Source organism: Paenibacillus intestini (assembly GCF_030803945.1).
Classification (GTDB): Bacteria; Bacillota; Bacilli; order Paenibacillales; family Paenibacillaceae; genus Paenibacillus; species Paenibacillus polysaccharolyticus.
Genome location: NZ_JAURUN010000001.1, coordinates 683125 through 707517, shown reverse-complemented (window position 1 = coordinate 707517; position 24393 = coordinate 683125). Strand labels below are relative to the sequence as shown.

General features: G+C 44.0%; 22 protein-coding genes and 3 pseudogenes. 20 read left to right on the top strand and 5 right to left on the bottom strand.

Features of this window, described 5'->3' with window-relative positions; translation table 11 throughout:
• Positions 1 to 11 precede the first annotated feature (11 nt).
• The 3 genes from gucD to J2T16_RS03035 all read left to right on the top strand — a co-directional run bounded on the left by gucD (position 12) and on the right by J2T16_RS03035 (position 5168).
• Complete coding sequence (gucD, locus tag J2T16_RS03045) at positions 12 to 1478, top strand: alpha-ketoglutaric semialdehyde dehydrogenase GucD (protein WP_499017749.1); 1467 nt, start codon at positions 12 to 14, stop codon at positions 1476 to 1478.
• Between the two features lie 18 nt (positions 1479 to 1496).
• The gene (locus J2T16_RS03040) at positions 1497 to 3494 is read left to right on the top strand and encodes a YjhG/YagF family D-xylonate dehydratase (protein ID WP_499017748.1); all 1998 of its coding nucleotides are present in this window, start codon (positions 1497 to 1499) and stop codon (positions 3492 to 3494) included.
• Between the two features lie 81 nt (positions 3495 to 3575).
• Positions 3576 to 5168 (top strand): glycoside hydrolase family 43 protein, encoded by a 1593-nt coding sequence (locus J2T16_RS03035; protein ID WP_499017747.1) that lies wholly within the window; start codon positions 3576 to 3578, stop codon positions 5166 to 5168.
• A 74-nt stretch (positions 5169 to 5242) separates the two neighbouring features.
• Here the strand turns inward: J2T16_RS03035 and J2T16_RS03030 are convergent, their stop codons facing one another.
• Positions 5243 to 6811, bottom strand: a complete 1569-nt coding sequence (locus J2T16_RS03030) for an FAD-dependent monooxygenase (RefSeq protein WP_499017746.1) — start codon at positions 6809 to 6811, stop codon at positions 5243 to 5245.
• 121 nt (positions 6812 to 6932) lie between these two features.
• Here J2T16_RS03030 and J2T16_RS03025 point away from each other — a divergent pair, with 121 nt between their 5' ends.
• The gene (locus J2T16_RS03025; RefSeq protein ID WP_221788090.1) at positions 6933 to 7592 is read left to right on the top strand and encodes a TetR/AcrR family transcriptional regulator; all 660 of its coding nucleotides are present in this window, start codon (positions 6933 to 6935) and stop codon (positions 7590 to 7592) included.
• 46 nt (positions 7593 to 7638) lie between these two features.
• Complete coding sequence (locus tag J2T16_RS03020) at positions 7639 to 7992, top strand: SH3 domain-containing protein (RefSeq protein ID WP_221788091.1); 354 nt, start codon at positions 7639 to 7641, stop codon at positions 7990 to 7992.
• A gap of 48 nt (positions 7993 to 8040) precedes the next feature.
• On the opposite strand, the pseudogene J2T16_RS03015 reads toward J2T16_RS03020, so the two are convergent.
• Positions 8041 to 8604: pseudogene (locus J2T16_RS03015) on the bottom strand (GNAT family N-acetyltransferase).
• Between the two features lie 42 nt (positions 8605 to 8646).
• On the bottom strand, positions 8647 to 9537 hold the full coding sequence (locus J2T16_RS03010) for a LysR family transcriptional regulator (protein ID WP_221788093.1): 891 nt from the start codon (positions 9535 to 9537) through the stop codon (positions 8647 to 8649).
• Between the two features lie 123 nt (positions 9538 to 9660).
• On the opposite strand from J2T16_RS03010, the gene J2T16_RS03005 reads away from it, so the two are divergent.
• Complete coding sequence (locus J2T16_RS03005) at positions 9661 to 10839, top strand: MFS transporter (RefSeq protein WP_221788094.1); 1179 nt, start codon at positions 9661 to 9663, stop codon at positions 10837 to 10839.
• A 356-nt stretch (positions 10840 to 11195) separates the two neighbouring features.
• Here J2T16_RS03005 and lpdA read toward each other — a convergent pair whose 3' ends face one another.
• Positions 11196 to 12596: a dihydrolipoyl dehydrogenase gene (gene lpdA, locus J2T16_RS03000; protein ID WP_336119988.1), complete on the bottom strand. Its 1401-nt coding sequence runs from the start codon at positions 12594 to 12596 to the stop codon at positions 11196 to 11198.
• A 200-nt stretch (positions 12597 to 12796) separates the two neighbouring features.
• Between lpdA and J2T16_RS02995 the strand changes: the two genes are divergently transcribed.
• The 7 genes from J2T16_RS02995 (at position 12797) to J2T16_RS02965 (ending at position 18279) form a co-directional block, all read left to right on the top strand.
• Positions 12797 to 13378 (top strand): TetR/AcrR family transcriptional regulator, encoded by a 582-nt coding sequence (locus J2T16_RS02995; RefSeq protein ID WP_336119989.1) that lies wholly within the window; start codon positions 12797 to 12799, stop codon positions 13376 to 13378.
• A gap of 79 nt (positions 13379 to 13457) precedes the next feature.
• The gene (locus tag J2T16_RS02990; protein WP_494390483.1) at positions 13458 to 13586 is read left to right on the top strand and encodes a hypothetical protein; all 129 of its coding nucleotides are present in this window, start codon (positions 13458 to 13460) and stop codon (positions 13584 to 13586) included.
• A 43-nt stretch (positions 13587 to 13629) separates the two neighbouring features.
• A complete protein-coding gene (locus J2T16_RS02985) occupies positions 13630 to 14001 on the top strand; it encodes a DUF4180 domain-containing protein (protein ID WP_499017745.1) in 372 nt (123 codons plus the stop codon).
• Between the two features lie 244 nt (positions 14002 to 14245).
• Positions 14246 to 15859, top strand: a complete 1614-nt coding sequence (locus tag J2T16_RS02980; protein ID WP_336119991.1) for a xylulokinase — start codon at positions 14246 to 14248, stop codon at positions 15857 to 15859.
• Positions 15856 to 16107 (top strand): hypothetical protein, encoded by a 252-nt coding sequence (locus tag J2T16_RS02975; RefSeq protein WP_090916224.1) that lies wholly within the window; start codon positions 15856 to 15858, stop codon positions 16105 to 16107. The genes J2T16_RS02980 and J2T16_RS02975 overlap by 4 nt, the downstream gene beginning before the upstream one ends.
• A gap of 32 nt (positions 16108 to 16139) precedes the next feature.
• Positions 16140 to 16685 carry an SMI1/KNR4 family protein gene (locus J2T16_RS02970; RefSeq protein ID WP_499017744.1) on the top strand — a complete coding sequence of 182 codons (546 nt, stop codon included), beginning with the start codon at positions 16140 to 16142 and terminating at the stop codon, positions 16683 to 16685.
• A 208-nt stretch (positions 16686 to 16893) separates the two neighbouring features.
• Entirely contained in the window at positions 16894 to 18279 is a 1386-nt protein-coding gene (locus J2T16_RS02965; protein WP_336119993.1) for an erythromycin esterase family protein, read from the top strand.
• Between the two features lie 198 nt (positions 18280 to 18477).
• On the opposite strand, the pseudogene J2T16_RS02960 reads toward J2T16_RS02965, so the two are convergent.
• Positions 18478 to 19371 (bottom strand): annotated as a pseudogene (locus tag J2T16_RS02960) (alpha/beta hydrolase); the annotation flags it as partial.
• 90 nt (positions 19372 to 19461) lie between these two features.
• Between J2T16_RS02960 and J2T16_RS02955 the strand changes: the two are divergent.
• From J2T16_RS02955 to J2T16_RS02925, 7 genes and pseudogenes are all read left to right on the top strand, one after another.
• Positions 19462 to 20376: a LysR family transcriptional regulator gene (locus J2T16_RS02955; RefSeq protein WP_336119994.1), complete on the top strand. Its 915-nt coding sequence runs from the start codon at positions 19462 to 19464 to the stop codon at positions 20374 to 20376.
• 179 nt (positions 20377 to 20555) lie between these two features.
• On the top strand, positions 20556 to 21083 hold the full coding sequence (locus J2T16_RS02950; protein ID WP_336119995.1) for a GNAT family N-acetyltransferase: 528 nt from the start codon (positions 20556 to 20558) through the stop codon (positions 21081 to 21083).
• Positions 21084 to 21272: 189 nt separating this feature from the next.
• Entirely contained in the window at positions 21273 to 21401 is a 129-nt protein-coding gene (locus J2T16_RS02945; RefSeq protein WP_222128654.1) for a DUF6254 family protein, read from the top strand.
• 248 nt (positions 21402 to 21649) lie between these two features.
• Positions 21650 to 22255 carry a DUF2239 family protein gene (locus J2T16_RS02940; RefSeq protein ID WP_336119996.1) on the top strand — a complete coding sequence of 202 codons (606 nt, stop codon included), beginning with the start codon at positions 21650 to 21652 and terminating at the stop codon, positions 22253 to 22255.
• Positions 22256 to 22269: 14 nt separating this feature from the next.
• On the top strand, positions 22270 to 23163 hold the full coding sequence (locus J2T16_RS02935; protein ID WP_336119997.1) for an alpha/beta fold hydrolase: 894 nt from the start codon (positions 22270 to 22272) through the stop codon (positions 23161 to 23163).
• Between the two features lie 253 nt (positions 23164 to 23416).
• Positions 23417 to 23677: a hypothetical protein gene (locus tag J2T16_RS02930; RefSeq protein WP_336119998.1), complete on the top strand. Its 261-nt coding sequence runs from the start codon at positions 23417 to 23419 to the stop codon at positions 23675 to 23677.
• Positions 23674 to 24344 (top strand): annotated as a pseudogene (locus J2T16_RS02925) (ornithine cyclodeaminase family protein). Before J2T16_RS02930 ends, J2T16_RS02925 begins: the two are co-directional and overlap by 4 nt.
• Positions 24345 to 24393: the final 49 nt, after the last annotated feature.

Genomic DNA, 24393 nt, shown 5'->3' with positions numbered 1-24393 from the left:
GGATGAAAACAATGAGCACTTTTCAGTTAGAGCAGACCTATAGCAATTTTATTAATGGAGAATGGATGAAAGCTGCCAGTGGAAAAACAGACGCTAGCATCAACCCGGCCAATCGAAATGAAGTGGTGGGGCATGTACCTGCATCTGGCGTGGAAGACCTGAATCAAGCCGTGACAGCAGCAAAAGCAGCGGCAAAGTCATGGCGGAAGTTAACTGGCTCTGAACGAGGTAATTTTCTTTTTCAGGCGGCAAACGTACTTGAACGCAGAGCGAATGAAGTCGCAGAAGCGATGACGAGAGAAATGGGGAAAACGTTCCCTGAAGCCAAAGGAGAAACAATGCGCGGCGTCGCGATCTTGAGATATTACGCAGGTGAAGGCATGCGTAAAACGGGTGATGTCATCCCGTCCACAGATAGCGAAGCTTTAATGTTTACAACGCGTGTACCGCTTGGTGTTGTTGGTGTAATTGCACCGTGGAACTTCCCGGTAGCTATCCCGATCTGGAAAGCTGCACCTGCGTTGATCTACGGCAATACGGTTGTTTTGAAACCTGCACAGGAGACAGCGGTTACGGCAGCCAAAGTGTTGGAATGTTTTGAAGAAGCAGGCCTTCCGGCTGGTGTTCTCAACCTGGTGTGTGGTAAAGGCTCGGTAATCGGTTCTGCAATGGCTGAACATCCAGATGTGAACGGGATTACGTTTACGGGCTCCAATGAAGTGGGTAAACGGGTCGGTGCTGCTGTACTTTCTCGGGGAGCCAAATATCAGCTTGAAATGGGTGGCAAAAACCCGGTCATCATTGCAGCTGATGCAGACCTGGATTTGGCTGTGGAAGGAACGATTAGCGGTGGCCTGAAATCAACGGGTCAGAAATGCACGGCGACCAGCCGCGTAATCATTGAACGAAAAGTCTATGATGCTTTCAAGGAAAAGCTTCTGGAAAAAGTTGAGGAAATTCGTTTGGGCGATGGTATGTCTGGCGAGAGCTGGATGGGTCCATGCGCAAGTGAAGGACAGCTTAATACAGTCCTGAGTTACATTCAAAAAGGACAGGATGAGGGTGCAATACTATTAGCCGGAGGGAACAGACCGGACAGTCCTGAGCTTGCAGAAGGATTCTATGTACAGCCGACGGTATTTGAAGGTGTCAAATCCCATATGTCGATCGCTAGAGAAGAAATATTTGGCCCAGTGCTGGCCTTAATGCCTGTAGATTCCATTGAAGAAGCTATAGAGCTAGCCAATGATAGCGACTATGGATTAAGTGCTTCAATCTATACACAAAACGTTGGATCGATGCTTTCGTTTATTCGTGATATGGACGCTGGACTTGTAAGAATTAATGCGGAAACAGCGGGTGTCGAGCTACAGGCTCCATTTGGCGGGATGAAGATGTCCAGTTCCCATTCCAGAGAGCAAGGTCAGGCCGCTATTGAATTTTTCACCGCAATCAAAACCGTCTTCGTGAAATCTTAAACTGCGGGGAGAGATATCATGTACGAACAGATTCGATCCATTATGGGTGAAAATTCGCCTGATCTGAGTAACAATCAATCTGACCTCTTCACGATTCAAGCCCATGCTCCCGGGGTGGAAGGGAGTCTGCCTCTAACCGATGATTTACTGCGAAATGCGCCAAGTGGCGACTTGTTCGGCATGTCCCAGAATGTTGGCATGGGGTGGAAGCCTGGAGAGTTAAACGGCAAACAGTATCTGATCTTAAGTACGCAAGGTGGTATACGCAATGAGGACGGCAGTCCCACAGCACTCGGTTATCATACGGGCCACTGGGAAGTTGGACTACTGATGAAAGCAGCGGCAGATGAATTGTCCAGCCGCGGCGGAATTCCGTTTGCCGGTTATGTCAGCGACCCCTGCGACGGCAGATCGCAAGGAACAACCGGCATGTTCGACTCCCTGCCATATCGAAATGATGCTGCGATGGTGTTTCGCCGATTGATTCGATCTTTGCCCACACGCAAAGGTGTGTTAGGGGTGGCGACATGTGACAAGGGACTGCCCGCAATGATGCTTGCTCTGGCGGGTATGCCGCAGCTGCCAGGTGTTATTGTTCCTGGCGGTGTAACTCTTCCGCCTACGGATGGAGAAGACGCCGGGAAAATTCAGACGATCGGTGCAAGGTACTCAAGCGGAGAGCTTTCACTGGAGATGGCGTCAGAGTTAGGGTGCCGGGCTTGCGCTACCCCGGGCGGGGGCTGTCAGTTTCTAGGAACAGCGGCAACCGCGCAGGTTGTAGCAGAGGCACTGGGAATAACTGTGCCTCATGCTGCTCTAGCCCCTTCAGGGCAACCGATCTGGCTTGAGATGGCTCGGCAATCCTCACGTGCACTGATCCAGATGGAGACTCAAGGGTTGAGAATGGCGGACATTATCACCGATGCATCGATTCGTAATGCCATGGTCGTGCATGCAGCCTTCGGCGGATCCACCAATCTGCTTCTTCACATTCCTGCCATTGCACATGCGGCCGGTTTAACCCTGCCCAATGTACAGGACTGGATTCAGGTCAATAAACATGTTCCGAGACTGGTGAGTGCGCTCCCTAATGGCCCTATTTTCTACCCGACCATTCGGATTTTCCAGGCCGGTGGTGTGCCAGAAGTTATGCTCCATCTTAGACGACTTGGTTTGTTGGATGAGTCTGTGAAGACGGTAACAGGCACATCCTTGAGTCACGTCCTGGATTGGTGGGAGTCATCCGAGCGCAGGCATGTTATGCGAAAACAGTTGCAAGAGGTCGATGGCATCGATCCGGACAGTGTCATTATGAGTGCGGAACACTCCCAGCGGCTGGGCATTTCCTCTACTGTGACATTTCCAACGGGCAATATTGCTCCCGAAGGCTCTGTTATCAAATCTACGTCCATTGACCCGGATGTACTCGATGAACAAGGAGTATATCGTCACAAGGGGTTGGCCAAGGTATTTACCACTGAACGTGAAGCCATCCGTGCAATTAAAACAGGTGGAATAGTCGCGGGTGATATTATAGTCCTGCTTGGACGTGGGCCATCTGGAACAGGGATGGAGGAAACGTATCAACTTACTTCTGCACTTAAACATCTTTCCTTTGGAAAACATGTTTCGCTCATTACCGATGCCCGCTTCTCCGGTGTATCTACCGGTGCATGCATTGGTCATGTTGGACCGGAAGCTCTTGCCGGCGGTCCCATCGGAAAGTTGCGAAACGGTGATTTAATTGACATTGTCGTAGACCGGAACACGCTGGATGGAAGTGTTAATTTTGTCGGAGCGGAAGGGATCGAAGTTTCTCCCGAAGAAGGAGCATTGATCCTGGCACAGCGGCCTTTTCATCCGGATATGCGACCAGACCAAGCACTGCCTGACGATACACGCTTGTGGGCAGCGCTGCAATCGGTCAGTGGAGGCACCTGGAGAGGGAATATATACGATGTAGACCGCATCATAACTGCACTTGAGGCTGGCAAAAAGGCGCTCGGTTGGAACTGAGGCCCTGCAATCAACGCATTCTTTTACCATGTGGTAGCCAGCAATGTTTCATAGCTATTACTTTTACCGGAGGTTGCTTTCATGAATACAACCACAACCATGATTACCAATCCAATCCTCACCGGCTTTCATCCCGATCCTTCCATATGCCGGGCAGGAGAAGATTATTATATTGCTACATCCACCTTCGAGTGGTTCCCAGGTGTCCGCATTCATCACTCCAAGGATTTAGTTCACTGGCATGCGTTACCTTCACCATTGACGCGAAAATCCCAGTTAAACATGGAGGGGAATATCAATTCTGGAGGCGTATGGGCACCTTGTCTCAGCTATGATCACGGTATGTTTTATCTAATATATACGGATGTGAAGAGTAGAATAGGTGCTTTTAAAGATACTCACAACTACCTCGTGACCGCAACAAATATCGAAGGGCCATGGTCTGAACCAATCTATCTGAACAGCAGCGGCTTTGATCCTTCTCTGTTTCATGATGAAGATGGACGTAAGTGGCTGGTAAACATGATTTGGGATCATCGTAAGGGCAAAAACCGCTTTGCAGGTATTGTACTTCAGGAGTATTCGGTTCAGGAGCAGAAGCTGGTCGGAAGTGCTATCAACATTTTTAAAGGAACAGAACTGGGACTGACAGAGGCACCACATCTTTATAAACACAATGGTTATTATTATTTAGTAACCGCTGAAGGCGGAACAGGTTATGAGCATGCTGTGACGGTTGCCCGTTCACGTACATTACAAGGCCCGTATGAAGTTGATCCGCACAATCCGATCCTCACATCACACGGAAGAACGGATTTACCACTGCAAAAGGCAGGTCACGGATGTCTCGTCGAGACGCACACGGGCGAATGGTACATGGCACATCTGGTAGGCAGACCTGTTCAGGAGAAACACTGTGTCCTTGGACGTGAAACGGCTCTGCAGCGTTGTACGTGGAGCGAGGATGGGTGGTTAAGGCTTGCAAGCGGGGATCGATATCCAGAACTTCAAGTGCCCGCACCGAATATAAAGCTTCACCCGTTAGAAGCGACAGTGGAGATGGACCACTTTGATCAAGCGGAGCTTCGCAACGACTGGAACACCCTTCGTATCCCACCTGACGCAACTTGGCTTACACTGACAGAACGTCCTAGCCATTTACGCTTGTATGGGATGGAATCCATGAGTTCAACCCATAGACAAAGCATGGTTGCTCGCAGACTTGAGGCTTTCGAGTGTGAAGCTGAAACGTGTCTGGAATTCGAGCCTGATCATCCACAGCAGATGGCTGGACTGATCCTCTATTACGATACGCAGGATTACTTTTACCTTAGGGTGACGTATCAAGAAGAGAAGGGACTATGCCTTGGCATCCTTCAGTCTAAATATGGGGTGTATGATGAGCTTTTGGAGGAAGACATTCCGCTACAGACAGGTAATCCAATTCGTTTAAAAGTAGTCGTCCATCATGATCGTGCCTGCTTTTACTATGCGTTAGGAGATCGTGAAGCGTCATGGAAACAGGTCGGTGAGTGGACGGATATTACCCATCTATGCGATGAATCCCCGGAATACATCCGGTTCACGGGAGCCTATATTGGTCTTTGTGTGCAAGATCTGGGTGGAACCCGCAAACATGCTGATTTTGATTATTTTCGTTATTCTACATCATAAAAAATGATGAAGATGGCTCCTGTTTTCACAGGGGCCATCTTTAGGTTGAGCGACAGAAGTTTCCAGCGGATAACCTAGTTCGCGTGATACATAGAGTTCATGTATTGTAGAATCTGTGCGCTGTCCTCAATGGAAGTGCGTAATGCGATGTAGCCATCAGGACGAATCAATAAAAATGTCTCGCTTGTAACATTGTATATTTTATAGGCATTACCCGCTGTGTCAATGATGCATTCTTCCCCTTCGACATGTGATGGCACAATGCAGTGCATATGGAGTGCATCAAAAGTGAAGTCCTTTAGAGAAAGGTGATCTATACGGTTTACAAATGCTAAAAGAGTCCAGTGTGGGCCGCGCAACAGGTCAAAGACATCTCCTGTGAACTCAGCACCTTGCAGGCCCTCGGCATTAGGAGCACGATCTCCAGGCATTGAACGGGTAACATTGGCTTGAAGAGTTGGGCGGGTAAGAGAACTGAAGCGATAAGAAATAAGAAGCCCGCTCGTTAGATCATCAGATACGGTGCTTAAGGATTGGGATAATGCCCCGCGTTCAGTAGCTGTCCCTAAAATCGCTCCCATTTTTTTGGTGCTATCCTCAAGCACCGCTTGAGCTACGGGACGACGTTCTTCATCATAGGTGTCAAGCAGGGTGGTGTTTGCTCCGCGTATGACGGATTCCAGTTTCCATCCTAGGTTGTAGGCATCCTGCATCCCGGTATTCATGCCTTGCCCTCCGGCTGGTGAGTGAACATGCGCGGCGTCTCCGGCAAGAAAAACCCGACCGTTGCGGTAAGATTCAACCATTCGCACGTTGATCCGGTAGATAGATAGCCAGGAGGCATCGATAAACTGAACATGCCCAGCACCTGCCCGACGGTTAAACATATCCTGATACACTTCTAACGATGGCTTTTCCGGTTCCTTAATCTCTGACGGAATGGTAGCTTGCAGTTGCCAAATATCGGATTTAGGTAATGGCGTTACTCCGACCATCCCCTCCGGCGAAGTCCAGATATGGATATGATCACGATCCAGTCCTTCCAAACGCACATCGCCAAGATACCAGCGTTCATGATCGTGTGTATTCCCAACCAACGGATGATGGATAAATTTGCGAATACTACTTTTACCACCATCAGCACCAACTACGTAACGGGCATGAATTTGCTCTTTTCCTTCTGATGTATTCACTGTTACCAGTACACCCTCCAAGTCTTGAACAAGTCCTACAGCTTCCATATCCAACTCCACTTTACCGCCAAGCATCTCATATCGGTCACGTAGCGCCTTTTCCACATCAAATTGAGCAATCCAGACCGGATCTGGATAGGGTGAACCGAGTTCAGCGCTGGCCGCAACGGTAATAGAGGGCTTAACTATACTTCTGCCATCCTCGTTGTAATAGCGCACAGGTAAATCCACGACACCTGTGTCCATAATGTAACGAACGGCTTTCAAATCATCAACGACTTCAAGCGAACGGGGCTGAATTCCTTTGGCACGGGACGCTACGTTATACGAAGTGCTTCGTTCGATAATCCGATGGTCTACGTTTCGACGGGCAAGGTCGCAGGCAAGTGTCAGCCCTGTAGGCCCAGCCCCGACAATAAGAACATCAACAAAAGACTGTGGCGTGTTCATAAGTTAATTCCTCCTTGATCATGGATTGGGATAGGTCATATAAACTAAACTACACCGTGCAGTGTAGTTTGTAAAGAGGAACTCATTTTTGATAGTATAGTTATAGGGGGGAAGCTTAAGGATGAATACTACGGAAAACAAAAAAGTCCGCAAAGGCTCTTCTGACAAAAGAGCGAAAATTATTGCGGCGGCACGAGACTTGTTTCTCTCAGATGGGTTTGATCGTTCCAGCGTCGATGCGATCGCAGCTAAAGCAGGTGTTTCGAAAAGAACAGTTTATGATTATTACGGTGACAAACAAAAATTGTTGCTTGCTGTTGTGGAAGAAACGAGTTGGGCGGTTTTGGACATGATCAAACAAGGAATAACAGACTACCTCTCGGAATTCGAAGATTTGGAGCAGGCGCTTATCTTGTTCTGTGAACAATTCGTAGCTTCTGCGAACGGTTCTTCTGATTATAGAGCTTTGATCCGTCTGGTGACGATGGAAGAAGCCAACCTACCCATATCTTTTTTAGAAAAGTTAGACAACGCAACGGAAGAGGGGATGATCAGGAGGTTTGCCGAGTTTGGAGAAAACGGACTGCTTGATGTGCCCGATCCCGAACTGGCTACAAAGCATTTCGCCGCATTAACATTTCTGATGGTATTTAATCAACCGAAAAAAATCGGAAATGTTCAAGATGAACAAACTAAACGGATCATCACTGAAGGAGTACGAGTCTTCCTTCGCGCCTATGGACAACGTGCCATTCATTACAAAAATGAAGAATCGTCTTAATGGTTGGGTTCACTTTTTAAAGAATTACATTCTGGAGGGAGTACATATGAAGCAATACAAGGTAATTCACCCGCATCAGTCGAATTATCCAGACCCTATTGTATTGGCTAAGGGAGATATTGTTCATTATGGAGAGGAAGATACTGAATTTCCGAACTGGATTTTTTGTGAATCTATCAAGTCTAAGAAGCGTGGCTGGGTACCCAAGCAAATACTGAGCACGCCTAATGAAGAACAAATGGCAAAAGTACAAGAAGACTACTCAGCATACGAACTAAACGTGGCTCCAGGTACGGTAGTGCAAAAAGAACGAGAACTAAACGAATGGAGCTATGTGCATACAACTGAAGGGGAGAAGGGCTGGGTGCCCAACAAAGTCATCACTCCATTAGAACAATGACCCGTTGGGTTCTACGTCATAATGGAACAACCCATTTCTTCACAAAGATTACTTACGCATGGTTAGCCATTCCGATTGCAAAATCGCGTATTGATACTCATCGGCCCAATGACCCTTGGACATGTAATTTTCGAGCAAATGTCCTTCGCGTCTCATGCCCAAACGTTCCAGAACGTGAATAGACTTTGTGTTACGCACATCGGAAAAAGCGATCAATTTATGTTTGTTTAGTGTACCGAAAACATAGTCAAGTAGGGCACAAAGTGCTTCATGCATATATCCTTTCCCTTAATGCTCAGGCGCGAGAGTAAATCCAAGCTCGACAATTCGAGGTTCGGCTCCAAGGGTATGAATCGCACAATCTCCGATAATCTGATCAGACGCAGCCAAAGCAACCGCATGTTGAAACCAAGTCCCTGGCTGATCAGGGGAAGATTCTAATTGACGGCTGACAAATGATTCTGCATCTTGAATCGTATAATTTTCCCACGATTGAAAACGAGCTATATCGGGATTAGAGCGGTATTGATAGAATGACTCAACGTCTTGCATGCCGAACTTTCGAATCACTAGACGCTCCGAAACGGCAAATATTTCTTTCGATTTCTCCATTTTATAAAACCTCATTTATTCTCTTCGAATTTTCGCTTTTCACTAGTTCGTTTTCGATTTAAAAAATTCAATCAACCACTCCGCTAGTTGGTGTTGCGCTTTGCTAATGAATCGATCCGCATAGTAGGTCAACTCCATGTGTCGAACAGGTGCAGGCCCAACAATGGGAATCGTTGCGATATCTTCCCAGCCGGAATGCTGTTTTAACAGTTCTCTCGGCTGGATTGTCGCACCAATGCCAGCAGCTACCAGCTGCAAAAGGGAAGATGCAGAACCTGCTTCCATAACCGTCGTTAACTCCAGGCCTTGGTCACGGAAAACCTCATCCACCAAATCTCTGCCAATATACCCTTTGGGATACATGACCAGCGCGAGCCGTGTCAATTCGTCCAAGGTTATTTCGTGTTTTTTCGCAAGATCACTAGATGCATGAACAAACAGTTCATAAGGCTCACTTCCCAGTGGAATCTGCACAAGGCGCTTGTCCTTGGGACCACGAAGACCAATACCAAGATCTACTTTATGTGTTAGTACTTCGTCTCGAACGAAAATGGTTGAAAAAGCCTGTAGCTTCGTATGAGGGTACCGAGTCTTGAATTCAACAAACAGCGGAACAAGTTGAAAATCAAGATCAGAGGGTAAAACAGCAAGCCGGACCGTTCCACGCTTCTCAGATACAAGTTCTTGAATCGCACTTTTTGCATCCATTTCAGCCTGAATCATTTTCATTCCGTATTGATGGAGCAGCCTGCCAGCCTCGGTTGCAACTACTTTTTTGCCAATTCGATCGAAAAGAGGCATTCCGACTTCAGCCTCAAGAAGACGTATCTGCTGACTTAATGTAGGCTGCGAAATCCCGAGAATCTCTGCGGCTTTTGTGAAGTGAAGATGCTCAAAGACGGCCATAAAATATGTTATATTTCGAGTATCCATCTTTTTCTCCTCGTTTAATAATAGTATTTTACTATCATAATAATACAAATTATTGGATTGATCAATGGATGGGGCGGACGTATACTCAAAGGGACTTCAAGAAGAAGCAGGAGGAAAAGAACAGTGAAAAAAACATTATATTTATTCGCTCTATTTATTGCGGCATTAAACCTGCGACCCATCATTACTTCCGTAGCATCCATGATGAGCATGATTCAAACCGAGTTAGGTATAAGCGCATTAACAGCAAGCCTTCTGACCACACTGCCTGTCTTGTGTATGGGATTGTTTGCTCCCGTCGCCACCGCGTTAAGTCAGAGGCTCGGTTTGGAGCGAACTATTTTTATCTCGCTTCTGCTCATCACACTCGCCACTGCACTTCGCAGTGTAGATCAATCTATTACCTTACTACTTGCTACCGCCTTAGTCGGAGGGATCGGCATCAGCTTTGCGGGACCGCTACTGTCAAGTTTTATTAAAAAGTATTTCCCGGCAAGCCCAGGCATAGTGAGTATTTACTCCGTATCGATGACGATTGGGGCAGCATTGGCATCCGGATTAACCATTCCGATTTATAATCAAAATCAACACAATCTTTCACTAGCCTTGTCCTGCTGGGCAGCTTTTGGTTTCATTGCTGTGATCTTCTGGACCTTACTCATTCGAAAAAACAAACCCTCCAGTAGCAGATCACAACGCGTTAAACTACCTCTGGGCAATAAAAAAGCGATTCAATTCACGTTGTTTTTTGGCTTCATGGCCAGCATGTTCTATAGCTTGACAGCTTGGATTTCACCAATCGCTCTTAGCTTCGGATACAGCGCACCAAACGCAGCGTTGCTTCTGACCGTGTTTACATTGATTCAAGTTCCTGTTGCATTACTGATTCCGAATCTTGTAAACCGCTCAGGAAAGATTAAGCTATGGCTTGTCTTGTGCAGTGTTTCTGAACTCATTGGTTTAGTGTTACTCTTGTTGCCTGTGCCCATGCTACCAGCCGTTATTTTTCTTGGTATCGGTGCTGGTGGATTGTTTCCACTAGCGTTGATGCTACCCATTATGGCAACAAATACGGCCGAGGAAGCAGGATCGTGGTCAGCGATGTCACAGATGGGAGGTTATATCATGGGTGCCTTCGGTCCACTTGTTATTGGATGGATCTTTGATCTCAGCGGACGGTTTAACGTATCCATTATTGCTATGCTGGTCATTGTAATGCTAATGATTAGTGTACAGTTATCCATGAACATGGGGAGAAAAGCTGTTGGAGCTCCTAAGGGTAATGAAGCGCAAAAAAGCTGATAAGAAAATTACCAAAATCAGGTTCGATCATTGAATTAGAGCTTTTAAGCTGTTACAGATCCTACACAAATTCACAGTACAAATCGCCGCAACCTATTCGTTTGAACAGGCTTGCGGCGATTATTCATTCTATGCAGCTTCAATTCACCGTTCCGAAAAGCCATTCCAAGGATCAACCGATTAAGCCAGTTCATAGGCAGTGTCTATGCCGTAATATGAAAAAGATGGGGAACGCAAGCGGTGTTAATCCAAATAAGGAAAGTGAACGTTTACTTTCTGATCTGCATGAAACTGCTCAATCTGCGATTCGGGAATATACAAGTCGAAGTAATACGCTGCTGTATCTTGCACTGTATTCAATATTCCCTCGTTGTCAGTTTTTCCACTTTCCCACATGCTTGTTCTGCGGCCTCCATAATAATTTCCCCCAGCGTCGGGTGAGGATGAATGGTCATCGCCAAATCTTCCACCGTTGCTCCCATTTCAATAGCAAGAGACAACTCGGAGATCAGCGTAGAAGCTTCAGCCCCGACAATCTGTGCACCTAATACAAGACCCGTGGTAGCGTGAGATACAATTTTCACAAAACCTTCGGTTTCCTTTAGAGCGAGTGCACGGCCATTGATGGAAAAAACAGATTTTCCAACAACAATGGGAATGGATTTTTGCTTACATTCCGTCTCGCTAAGACCGACGCTAGTGATCTCCGGATGAGAAAACACAACTAGCGGAATAGCCTTGTAGTCGAGGATAGAGGGTTTACCTGCGATAACCTCTGCTGCAATTTTTGCTTCATACGAAGCTTTATGAGCTAGAGCAGGGCCTTGAACGATATCTCCAATAGCATAAATATGCGGGATGGATGTTCTGCACTGCCCGTCAATCTCGATCAAGCCTTGTGGAGTAGGGGAGAGAGCAATATTTTCAAGACCTAAAGTGCCGTCTGTGTTCGGTTTCCTGCCTACCGTAATTAACGCATATTCCGCTTGAACAATGCCGCGTTCATTCAGACGTGTATAGTGGAGATCGATGTGACTCGTATACTGGTCTGCTTCTGTCACTTTGGCTCCGGTTAAGACGGTTATGCCGTCCTTTTTCAGTTGACGAATAACAGGTTCAACAAGCTCTGCTTCGAATCCGGGCAAAATCTGTTCACCCCCCTCAAGCATCGTAACTTTGGTTCCAAATCTCGCAAACATCTGACCAAGCTCCACGCCAATATAACCGCCTCCAACCACAACAAGGCTTTCAGGAATTTCGGGCAGTGATAGCGCTTCGGTGGATGAAAGAATACGTCCGCCGAAGGGAAGAGCACTTATTTCAATGGGACGGGAGCCGGTCGCCAGAATGAGGTGCTTAAAAACGATTCGGTGCTGACCATCTTCAGCATGGTGAATCACGACAGTATGTGTATCTATTAAGCTAGCTTCACCTTCCAGAACAGTGACACCCGCTGTTTTCAGCAAAAACCGAACTCCTCCAGACTGCTTATCCACCACGGCTTGCTTGAAAGCCTGAGCCTCCTGAAAGGAAATACCCTTGTCCACAGCACCCCATTGCCTGCGTAAGGTAAAACGCTCCGCTTCACCAATTAGCGCTTTGGAAGGGATACAGCCTACATGTGTACATACGCCGCCGATCTGTTGACGCTCCACAACAGCTGTTTTCATCCCGAGTTGTGAGGATCGTAGTGCGGCCACATAACCTCCTGGCCCTGATCCAATGACCAGGGTGTCTACAACTTCTAATGCATTCATAATGGGCACCTCCGATGTAAAATATGATGATCGTAATATATTATAATCATCATATTTTAAAGGAGTCAATACTCCATTTATAATCACTCTTCCTCTGCTGAAAGTACTGATCTATGAATTGACATTAAATAATATGATAAATATAATATTTTAAAAACGATCGATATATACAGACCTAGACAAAAAGGAGAGGAAGTAAGATGCCTTATCCGAAAGGGCACAAACTCAAAGTTCGCAACCATATTATTACTAGTGCGGCTAAAGCATTTCGAACCCACGGCGTTCGGAATATAAGTCTTCCACATATTATGAAAGGTGCTGGATTGACACACGGGGGATTTTACTCCCATTTTGAAAACAAAGATCAGCTTGTGATGGAGACCTGTCATTTTGCTATAAGTGACACTATGGAGATGCTGCAAAAAGTTGCTGATAAAAACAAAAATGAAGATCAGTCTGCAATTGAGGCTGTCATTGATTTTTATTTAGGCTCCTTGCATCGAGATCAAACGGAAGTCGGTTGTATCCTACCTGCACTGTCAGGTGAGATTTCTCAGCTATCGCAGGAGATACGGCAGGCTTATACACGAGAGTTACAGCGTTTTATTACGTTTATTACAGAGTTGGCTGAAATCGATACTTCTGCTGGTTATGCGCTAGTGAGCAGTATGGTAGGAACCGTTGCTTTGGCACGTGCAGTCAGTGATTCAAAGCTCAGTGATGATCTGTTACAAGCAGGTCGTACACAGGCTAAACAAATGGTAAACGTCAGCTCCAAATGACAACTAAATTGATGAAACAGACGGATGGGGGATTGATCGAATGATCATTATAGAAGCGAGGACTTCAGATAATGAATAATTGAGAGAAATTTATTTGCATTCCCGGCGGGAGAGCTTTCACTGGGCTAATGCCGATGAGATGACTCTCGAAGATTTTGACGGTGATACATCGGAAGAAGAGATTCTTGTAGCTCTAACGTATACTTAGATGATTTTTGATACTTAGTCACAGAGATGAGGGAGGATCAGACATGAACATTCAACAAATAAACAAGAACGGAGTATCCATAGCTTACGTCACAAATAACGAAATACTAATCTCGGATGTGCAATCAGCCTTGGACTTAATGGCAACTGTTAGATATGAAGTGGACTGTAACCTGATCATTGTTAATAAATCCGAAGTTAGTGAAACTTTCTTTGATTTGAAAACACGTCTGGCTGGTGAAGTACTGCAAAAATTCATCAATTATCAGACGAAAATTGCGATTATTGGCGATTACTCAGGCTATACCAGCAAAAGTCTGAAAGACTTTATCTACGAGAGCAATAATGGTAATGATATATTCTTTGTGTCAGACGAACATCAGGCTATCGAGAAATTAAGCGGCTTTAAAGCATGAAATAACAGATTGAAAGTGTATCTATTAAAACATGAGTGCTCCATAAATTAAAAATAATCGTATTTTTATGAGACATGTCTTATTTTCATTTGCCAAAAATGTTTTTTAACATCCATCTTAGGCAGGTGAGAACTGGGCATGTCTTTCTTACTTCTCAGGCGATACTTAGTTTATCCAATATACAAAGTGCTGTAAACATGTTATTATCACACCAAGTTCAAGTAAAAGGTGGTGCAAAGCCATAATGGACCAACATCTCAAACGGGCGATTGTCAGCGGAGAAACCTCGCTTGGCATTGAATTTGGATCAACCCGGATCAAGGCTGTTCTGATCAATAACAAGTTTGAAATCATTGCTTCCAGCAACTATGAATGGGAAAATCAATGGAACGATTCTTACTGGACCTATCACCATAATGAGATGATTCTAGGGTTGCAAGAAGTGTATGCTCAACTGAAACAACAGGTTATGATGGATTATAAAATAACCCTGAATAGAATAGGCTCCATCGGACTATCCGGCATGATGCAAGGTTATCTTGTTTTGGATAGAGCGGGAGAACTGTTAGTTCCATTTCGTACTTGGCGTAATATCACAACGAGTACTGCAGCAGCATTCTTAACCAGGGAGTTTCAATATAAAATTCCGGAGCGATGGAGTATTGCGCATCTGTACCAAGCCGTCTTAAACGATGAAGAACATGTAAGGAAGATTAACTATATGACAACGTTGTCGGGTTATATGCACTTTCTTCTAACAGGCAATAAAGCGCTTGGTGTGGGGGATGCTTCGGGCATGTTTCCGATCAATAGAATGACAAGAGGATACAATGAAGAGATGATTGAGCAGTTCAACGAATTCATTAGCCATAAAGATTACCCATGGAAACTTGAAGATCTTTTACCTTCTGTATATTCGGCTGGTGAACATGCAGGCTATCTTCATGAAGCTGGTGCACGTCTCATCGACCCGTCTGGCGAACTACAAGCCGGTATTCCGTTCTGCCCTCCGGAAGGGGATGCAGGAACAGGCATGGTAGCTACGAATAGTATCCATACATGTAGCGGCAGTCTATCCGCAGGAACATCTATTTTTGCTATGATTGTTCTGGACAAAGATATAGGAGTATACCCCGAGATTGACATTGTGACTACACCTGATGGAAGTCCGGTTGGTATGGTTCTTGCCAACAATTGTACTAGTGATATCAATGCATGGATCAGAATTTTTCATGAGTTTTATGAAGCATTAGGATATAAAGCTGACGCCAGTCACTTGTTCCATGTTCTGTTTAATAAAGCCCTCGAAGCAGACCCGGATGGCGGCGGTTTGCTAAGTTATGGTTACTATTCGGGAGAGAAAATTACCGGTATGACTCAAGGGCGTCCGTTATTTGTTCGTTCTCCAGAGAGCCGCTTTACACTCGCTAATTTTATGAGGACACATCTGTTCAGTGCGTTTGGCACATTAAGGCTCGGAATGGACATTTTAACGCAGAGGGAGAATGTAAAGGTTGACCAGATCTTGGCACATGGCGGACTATTCAAGACGCCCTTCGTTGGCCAGAAAATGTGTGCAGTTGCACTTAACGTTCCCGTATCTGTCATGCCGACTGCTGGTGAGGGTGGTGCATGGGGTATAGCCGTATTGGCTTCCTATATGGTTTGTAAGGAGAAAAACGAAAGTTTGACAGATTACCTCCATCTGAAAGTATTTAAAGACATCGAAGCCCTGAAGATTGATCCGGACATTTCTGATGTGAACGGGTTCAACCGGTTTATGGAAAGGTACACGAAAGGAATAGCAATTGAGCAAGCAGCAGGCGATCATTTACAGAAAAGAGATGAAATCCATTGACTGAATTCGTTTGGGGAATATTCGCAGTAGATGCCTCTGCACACTTTCCTAACTTTTTTCCTATTGGCATGTACAGCACGAGGGAAGAGGCCGTGAAAGAAATCGACACTTTACCCCGAGATCACAATTATCAATTGCTGCGAATGCCGCTGAATCATAACTTTGCGTTTTACCACAAAAAAACGGGGAAGCTGGCAGGAATGGATTCAATCCATCACGAACATTTCCATTTTAAGGATGAAGGTTAACTGTAGCTCTTATTTTTCAGATGGACTAGACTATGCTCAAACGTTCTGGAGGAAAATCTTGTACGATAGGGGCGATGTACGTTATGAATAAAACGATTCTGGAATTTGTGACTTGGGCTGAGTCAAACGGATGGATTGTAACTCTTAAATCCGAACTTGACCTCCATCTGGATCCTCGTTTACTCACTAGATACACAAATATTCCCGCGGAGTATACAGCGTTTTTACGTGTGGTCAACGAATGTATGACACCTAGCGAGCAGACGTGGTTCCTGTGTGAGGCTGACTATAACAATAGCTCTGATTCGGACTTTCACTGGAACGAATTTGAATTAATCAGCCTAGATGCAGCAGTGGACGATGAGGCGTGGCGATCAGAAATTACGGCATGGTGGGATAAGTATCTGCCGATTATGATGTCTGTTCGTGATGGGTATTCTTTTTATGCCATAGATTTATACAATGAGATTGGTTCTACAGTACGAGGAGAAGAACCTGAGTTTGAAGAGGTTAACAAAATCGCAGACAATTTGCATCATTTTTTACGACAAATAATGTCCGATTCGATTAAACTTTAATAAGCAGTTACCCGTAGAAATACGTCCACAAGTTACACCGCTTGTGTAGACATGGGAGAGCAGTCTTCTCTAGGAGAAGCTGCTTTTTTGAGTTTCCATGAGCTTTGTATCATTACCATTTTTAAACAAACCTTAAACATAACGTGGACTGGTTTTAAACAGAGAATGTTAAGCTGAACTTCATCACAGCAGAAGGAGTGTCAGCCTAATGAATCCATGGTACAAAAAGGTTTTATTATCTACAGCAGTAATCTGCAGCTTAAGTATGGTGTCTGTGAGTGCAACGGCATATATGGCAGGATCTTCTAAAGCGGGACAAGAGAGCCTTATGTCTTCTGATCTAATCTGGAAAGAACACGTTCGTACAAATGCCAAAACGATCACATCGGTCAAACTGGAAAAAGAGGATGAATACAATGATTTGAAGTTTCTGAAGTCTGTTCTAGCAGATAAACAAATCGTTAGCTTGGGCGAAGCTTCGCATGGTGCCTCTGAGTACAATTCGATGAAAGTGCGGTTAGTTCAATTCTTGCATGAGGAATTAGGATTTAACGTCATCGCATTCGAGTCTAATCTTTCGGATACAGCTACTGCGTATTCACAGGTACATCAGACGACGCCGGAACAATTGATGAAAAATTCTATTTTTGGTGTGTGGCAGGTTAAAGAAAACTTGCCTTTGTTTGAATACATTGCAGCGCAGAGCAAGACCGATCATCCATTGATTTTAACCGGATTTGACGCACAAGGCCCAAAGGAATCTTTTATTACTTACATCAAAGATTGGTTCGCCCAAGTCGATCCAAGTAAAGCGAGCGGTTTTGCTCAAACGGAACAATGGTATTTGAAAATGAACACGATTACCGACATGGATGAATTTAACAAGCAGAAAAAGAAGATTAAAGAAAAATATCTAGCTCTTCAGCAATTCGTAAGCGAAAATGAAGATGAATTACATCAAGCACAGCCAAAACAATCCGACTTGGTACCCTTGATTGAACGTGTATTGCAAAACCGTTTGGATATGCTGGATAACTATCATCCACACATCATAAACATGTTTGCTGGAGTTGATCCTGAGAAGCAGTTGCAAATGGCGAGTTATGAACGTGATCGCGTAATGGCCGATAACCTGACTTGGCTTGCCAAAACGGTGTATCCCAACGAGAAAATGATCGTCTGGGGACACAACTATCACATTCGTAAACACAATTCTACGATGATCACAGAGCATAACGGTTATGATTTTGACGAGAATCCATATCCCACCATGGGGGAGCTTCTGCCTTATTCACTGAAACAAGCTAATTATGTAATCGGTTTATTTGCTTACCAAGGAAGCTCATCCAAAAATAATGGCGAAGAGGAACAGGTTCAATCTCATGACAAGGGTAGCCTGGAAGATATTCTAGGAACAGAAATGGAGGCAGCCCGATTTATCAACATGAGAGACCAAAAATTAAGCCCAGCGACGGAATGGATGTTTACACCTCGTATAGCCAAGGCGTGGGGCGTATTGGATGAAAAGATGATTCCTCGCGATCAATATGACGGAATCTTGTTGATCCGCGACATTCATCCTTCAACAAAGTAGAATTAGCACAAAATCTAATTTTCGCAAAAAATCTAAGGATACCTAACGAACTAAACGAGCCGAGCAAGTGTAGGAAAGTGCTCAGGACGTTTAAAAAAGCCGCTATTGAGCGGCTTTTTTAATTTTGGTTTAGATTAGACTTTTTTACAATGTCATTTTTCAAAGTATCTTTTTCCGGAAAGTTATTGATACTTCTGCTTATCTTTGAATAATGTCTACAATCTGTTTAAGCGCCTTTTTCGCTTCAGGTATCGGAAAAACGGGGAAGACATGATTCATTTTTGGATACTCAAAATAGTTTATGTCAACCGACTGACGGGCAGCTTTTTCTCTAAATTTTCGAGCATCCGGAAGGAAAAGTTCATGTGTACCAATAAGCAGAGAAATCTTACCCAGATTTTTAATTTCTCCATGAATCGGACTCACTAAATAATGTGAACGAGATGTTTCACCAGCGTACCTCTTTCCAGCTTCAACCAGCATGTCCCAATTCAACATGGGCTCTTTATCAATCATGGCAAGGACTTGCGGGCTATTTAGGGTGATATCAAGCCACGGAGAGAGTAGAATGATGTCCTTAGGCTGTGGCAATTCTTGCTCTAATAAATATTGTGCAAAGGCTAGAGAAAGACCACCTCCAGCAGAATCGCCCATGATGACCATATTTTCAGGTTTCGCTATTTTTAATAGATGCTGGTACACCTTAAGGACACTTTCTATTGCAGCCGTATATTGATTGTCTGGAGCTTTCGGGTAGATTGGCACAAAAACCGTGCAATTCAATTGCTCCGTTAAGTTGTGTAAGAAATGCCAGTGCCAAGTTAGTGGTTGCTCAACATATCCTCCGCCAGGCAAATACAACACAATTCGTTCGTCGGAACGAGAATTGGATTTTAGTACATACGTATCCAAAGGCAGGTTACCGTCTTTAGTGATATTGTACTTCTGTTTAAGTTTAGCAGGGACCTGATAGGATTCGCTATTGATCTGACTGCGTTTATCCATAAATTCATTTACGTCCAGCTTTTTTTTCGTGATTCTCAGCAATACTTCTACAAGAAAACTTCGTATACTCCGCATCATATCGCCCTCCTGTAATGAGAATACTTGATTTTAAACATAAAAGATATTTAAATATAATTTAGTATCATAAATATATATTTAAGTATAAAGGGGATGAACATGAATATTTCACAGTTGCAATATTTGCTTTCCGCTGCACAATGGGGTTCATTTACGAAAGCTGCAAATGTACATCATCTTACCGTACCAACCATTAGTCAATCGATCAAACAATTGGAAGATGAGCTGAATACTGTTATTTTCCTCCGAACAAAAAAGGGTGTCTTTCCAACAGCAGAAGGGGAGTTGATTCTCCAGCATGCGGCAGCCGTTCTCAAAAATATTGAACAGATGCAAGGTGCATTGCTTAGTCTAAAAGAAGAATCCTTAGAGAGTATTACAATCTCCAGCATTCCGGGTTTTGTTCCTCAAGTGGTGCAGACGATGCTGGAACTGATGAAAATCTATCCGACACTTAGAGTTCAGATGATCGAAGGGGATACTCAGAAAGTAATGAAGGACGTTCAAGAGGGTCATGCAAATATGGGCTTGCTATCGTACCCTAAAAGCCAACGGAACACTTTATTTGAATGGGTCCCAATTGTTGAAGGTGACGCAGTATTGATCATGAACACCCGTTCACCTTTACGTTTTTTTAAAACGCTATCGCCTGAAGACTTACATAACGAAATATTTGTCCTATATAAAGATGAACAGATCGAAACTATCGCACACACATTAATGTCCGCCAATCATACCAACCGTATCGTCTTGATCACCAACAATATGGATGCATTATGTCAAATGATTGTTTATGGGAATGCCATCACGATTGCTCCCGATTTTATATTAAATGCGTTACCTTCGGTCTATCTGGAACAATTAGTTACGGTTCCTTTGCAACAATTCAGCTCAGAGAAAGCCGTTCTAGGAAGGATCACACGAACAGATGAACCCATTTCTAAAATGGTGGGAGAATTTACAACCAAGCTGATAAATCTCGTGCAAAACACAAAAGGCTCTTCGTTGGATTAATCCAGCGTGAGCCTTTTATTATTGTTTATGTAAGAAACAAGTTAAATTATACTCTGCCTATTAGCGACTGATTCTACACAATATACTAATGATATTGATACAACATAATCGTCAGGATAGCATAGGTGTCCAGCCAACTAAGGGCACTGAAAAGAGAACAATATATTACGGAGGTTACGATGAAGGCGACAATTCAACAAATAACAGATACAAACAAAGAACAATTTGAAAATTTATTTAATTATTATCTCTATGAGCTTTCTGCTTACTCACAGGAGGATATTGGAACAGAAGGAACATTCGAAATGGAAGATATCTCGCCATATTATAAGGATGAACGGTTGTATCCGTACTTCATCACATATAATGAAAAAATGGTTGGATTTATTCTGGTTACTTCTCCTCCCTATGTTGCAAATGAAGTGGACTATTCGGTGCAGGAGCTATTTGTAATGCCCAAATATAGAGGCTCGAATATAGCCAAAGATGCTGTCATGCAAATCTTCAAACTTTATTCGGGTCGGTATGAGGTGGGGATGTTCAAATCGAATATGAAAGCTGTTAAGTTCTGGACAAAGTTGATATCAACACTTGATGTTTCGGTCTCCGTAGAAGATGGTTTCATTGAAATACAAGGAAATGTATTGCAGACGACTGGTATGAAATTTGCGGTGTCCTGCGAGTCTATTTACAACATTGAGCATTAACATAGTCTGAAATTAGAGCAGAGTAGCCGATTTATAATATTTATATAATATGGCCCATTATACAAGTGATCATTTTTGAAACAGCAGTCCGAAGCAGACTGCTGTTATTTGTAGTATGAATGAAAGTGACTTGTTCATGACATCCTAGAGAAGTAGTACCATTCTCATTTCCTGAGGAGGAGATCTTATATGGCTCGCCAGAAGAAAAGGCAGGAAGCTGCTTGGAAGTCACGTAAGCAAGAACAGCACCCTCATGGTAAAATCAGATCGCTCAAAGAAATATCAAGCGAATATGAAGAGAAGAATACTACGGACTAAGAGCATGACTGTCGGCGATATTTGCCGGCAGTCATTTTGTATTTAAATTTGATTTTTAACAGCATTTTTATATATGCAATATGTTCTCCTACGGTAGTCAGTGAAATAGTTACTTTTGTTACTGTGAGGGAATTTTTTCATGTGAAAAGAAGCCCAGGTGCTAATACATAAATTATACCCGGGTAATATTGACTTTGTATTTTTACCCGGGTATAATCCATTAAGAAGATCATTAAAGGAGGGTTAACATGCAGGATTCACCTGTCGAAATAAACTGCACTGCCTTTGTAGGTAGAAAACATTTCGCCAAAGGCACATTACAAGATGTTGTTAAGGTCATAAAAGAAAACCTGGAAGAGAGTGAAATTGTTGATTTGCTTGTTTTTGACGATTCTACTGGAAAACCGATAGATACTGATTTTCGAGGAAGCTTAGAGGATGTATTAGACCGCCTTAATAGTAAACCGGAACGAATAAAGGATACGAAAGAAAATGAACAACCCGCTCGCAGAGCCGGCCGTCCCAAACTAGGGGTAGTATCCGGTGAAGTTACTTTGCTGCCCAGGCAGTGGGATTGGCTTAAAGCTCAACCCGGAGGCGCTTCGGTAACCCTGCGAAAACTGATTGATGAGGCTCGCCGTTCAGGGGAGAACGGAAATAAAGTTCGTGCGGCGCAGGAAGTAACGTATCATTTCATGACAGCAATGGCGGGGGATTTCCCTCAATACGAAGAGGCTTTAAGAGCACTTTATGCCGAGAATGAAAATCGTTTTTACGAATCAATTAATGATTGGACACCCGATATCAGAGACTATATTAAGTCTTTGGCCAGTAATGCATTCACGCAGGAATAGAGGAGAACATCATAATGAATATCTTAACAGTAAACGATATTGATATTGCTTATGACAGTTATGGCAGCGAAAAGAATGAAACTATTCTATTAATTGCAGGGCTCGGCACACAGATGATTCGTTGGACGGTTCCATTCTGTGAGATGTTAGCGGCACGTGGATTTCGAGTGATTCGTTTTGATAATCGAGATACGGGTTTATCGACCCATTTTAGCAATCATGCATCATTAGATTTCGAAGCACTTGCCCAAACACTCATGTCCGGAAAACTTCCTTATCTTCCATATACCCTTGATGATATGTCTGCTGATACGCTTGGATTGTTAGATGCTCTTGAGATCGAAAAGGCACATATCGTTGGTCGTTCGATGGGCGGTATGATTGCCCAGCTTGTGGCCAGCCAATATCCCGAGCGTGTTCTCTCGCTTACTTCAATAATGTCAACTACAGGTAACCCGGAACTTCCACCCACATCCCCGGAAGTCATGGCTTTGATGACTGGACCAGCACCGAATCCGATGGAGGATGAAGAGGGATATTTGGCTCACAGCGTAGCTTTTGCTAAACGTATTGCCGGTACAGGTTACCCATTTGAGGAAGACGCGTATCGTTCACTCATTCGAGAGGAAATACAGCGCGCTTATGATCCGGGCAGTGTTGGGCGACAGATTGCTGCAATTGCAGTTTCAGGTGATCGACGGGCGCGACTGGCAAAAGTTAAGGTCCCAGCCTTAGTGATTCATGGTGTGGAAGATCCGATGTTTGTTCCCGCTTGCGGTAGAGACACGGCGGAAGCGATCAACGGTGCAGAATTGATGTTACTTGAAGGTATGGGCCATGATTTGCCGCAGCAACTGTTTGAAACCGTTGTTGATGGAATTGAACGGACAGCCCGGCGCAAAGGATAGCATACACATTGGACTTCAGACAAATATATAGGTATATAATCACCATAATTAAAGTTATGTAAACCTGAATGAATAATCGTTTGTATTCTCAACAAAGTTCAGCTAAAATAAAGCTACAAATTTTATATCATGCTTGTTTTTATCCCCGGGTAAGAACGATGAAAAGCATTGAGTCTCAATCCCCACTAGGGCCTATGTAATGTAGGAGGGATGAGATTCAGTGCTTTTTTTGATAAAGAAGGAGGCATACCAGGTGCGATTTTTAAGTGATCACGATGTCAGACAAGGATTGAATGTACCTCAGGTGATACATTTAGTGGAAACGGTCTACAAGGCTAGGAGTGAAGAGAACACGGAGACTTGGCCGACAATCTTTTACGATTTTGTTCCAGGCAAGGCAGATATGGACATCAAATCAGGATATCTGAAAAGTGATAAGGTATTCGGACATAAAAAGATCACATGGTTTGCCGAGAATGAAGCGAAGCAGCTCCCTACTTTGACGGGCTTATAAACGTATTTGATGCCGATACAGGCAGACCCTTAGGTATAACCGAGGCATCCTTTATTACGGGCATACGTACAGGTGCTTCGGGGGCAATTGGAGCAAAATACTTATCAAGAAAAGAATCAGAAACTCTCCTTGTCGTAGGTTCTGGCAATCAGGCGATCTTCCAAATCGCTTGTGCCTTATCAGTGCTTCCGAACTTGAAAACGGTTTGTGTTGCCGGTAGGGACGTAGAGAAGCTGAGAACTTTTGTTGACGCAATACCACACAGACTTCAATCTGAATTTGGTATGAACATAAAGAAGGTTACATTTGAAGTAGCGGAATCGCTAGAAGAAGCTGTAAAAAGCAGTGATATATCATCACCGTCACATCATCCAGAACGCCGATCATTAAGAGGGAGTGGGTCAGAGAAGGCACATACCTTTCTTTCATAGGTGCAGATATGGCGGGGAAACAGGAGATTGACTCCAACCTGGTGTCACAAGCCATCTTATATGTAGATGATCAGGAGCACTGTATAGAAGTGGGCGAGATTGAAATACCGCTGAAGGAAGGCAAGATTGCAGAAAGCCATATATGCGGTGAGATCGGGGATTTATATAGATGGAGACGTACTCCAGAATATTTTATCCAAATACTAACCCTTACACTTCATACTAAACACATGTGAAGTTGTTTTCGGTGAATTATGCTTGTAAATCAATAATCCTCTTACCTGT

What these genes read in the sequence shown, in the direction of transcription:
- J2T16_RS02985 (WP_499017745.1), top strand. Translation starts at nt 13,630, where the DNA reads ATGAACATTCAACAAATAAACAAGAACGGAGTATCCATAGCTTACGTC.
- J2T16_RS03025 (WP_221788090.1), top strand. Translation starts at nt 6,933, where the DNA reads ATGAATACTACGGAAAACAAAAAAGTCCGCAAAGGCTCTTCTGACAAA.
- J2T16_RS03035 (WP_499017747.1), top strand. Translation starts at nt 3,576, where the DNA reads ATGAATACAACCACAACCATGATTACCAATCCAATCCTCACCGGCTTT.
- J2T16_RS03040 (WP_499017748.1), top strand. Translation starts at nt 1,497, where the DNA reads ATGTACGAACAGATTCGATCCATTATGGGTGAAAATTCGCCTGATCTG.
- gucD (WP_499017749.1), top strand. Translation starts at nt 12, where the DNA reads ATGAGCACTTTTCAGTTAGAGCAGACCTATAGCAATTTTATTAATGGA.
- J2T16_RS02955 (WP_336119994.1), top strand. Translation starts at nt 19,462, where the DNA reads ATGAATATTTCACAGTTGCAATATTTGCTTTCCGCTGCACAATGGGGT.
- J2T16_RS02945 (WP_222128654.1), top strand. Translation starts at nt 21,273, where the DNA reads ATGGCTCGCCAGAAGAAAAGGCAGGAAGCTGCTTGGAAGTCACGTAAG.
- J2T16_RS02935 (WP_336119997.1), top strand. Translation starts at nt 22,270, where the DNA reads ATGAATATCTTAACAGTAAACGATATTGATATTGCTTATGACAGTTAT.
- J2T16_RS02995 (WP_336119989.1), top strand. Translation starts at nt 12,797, where the DNA reads ATGCCTTATCCGAAAGGGCACAAACTCAAAGTTCGCAACCATATTATT.
- J2T16_RS03010 (WP_221788093.1), bottom strand. Translation starts at nt 9,537, where the DNA reads ATGGATACTCGAAATATAACATATTTTATGGCCGTCTTTGAGCATCTT.
- J2T16_RS02980 (WP_336119991.1), top strand. Translation starts at nt 14,246, where the DNA reads ATGGACCAACATCTCAAACGGGCGATTGTCAGCGGAGAAACCTCGCTT.
- lpdA (WP_336119988.1), bottom strand. Translation starts at nt 12,596, where the DNA reads ATGAATGCATTAGAAGTTGTAGACACCCTGGTCATTGGATCAGGGCCA.
- J2T16_RS02970 (WP_499017744.1), top strand. Translation starts at nt 16,140, where the DNA reads ATGCTCAAACGTTCTGGAGGAAAATCTTGTACGATAGGGGCGATGTAC.
- J2T16_RS03020 (WP_221788091.1), top strand. Translation starts at nt 7,639, where the DNA reads ATGAAGCAATACAAGGTAATTCACCCGCATCAGTCGAATTATCCAGAC.
- J2T16_RS03030 (WP_499017746.1), bottom strand. Translation starts at nt 6,811, where the DNA reads ATGAACACGCCACAGTCTTTTGTTGATGTTCTTATTGTCGGGGCTGGG.
- J2T16_RS02950 (WP_336119995.1), top strand. Translation starts at nt 20,556, where the DNA reads ATGAAGGCGACAATTCAACAAATAACAGATACAAACAAAGAACAATTT.
- J2T16_RS02940 (WP_336119996.1), top strand. Translation starts at nt 21,650, where the DNA reads ATGCAGGATTCACCTGTCGAAATAAACTGCACTGCCTTTGTAGGTAGA.
- J2T16_RS02965 (WP_336119993.1), top strand. Translation starts at nt 16,894, where the DNA reads ATGAATCCATGGTACAAAAAGGTTTTATTATCTACAGCAGTAATCTGC.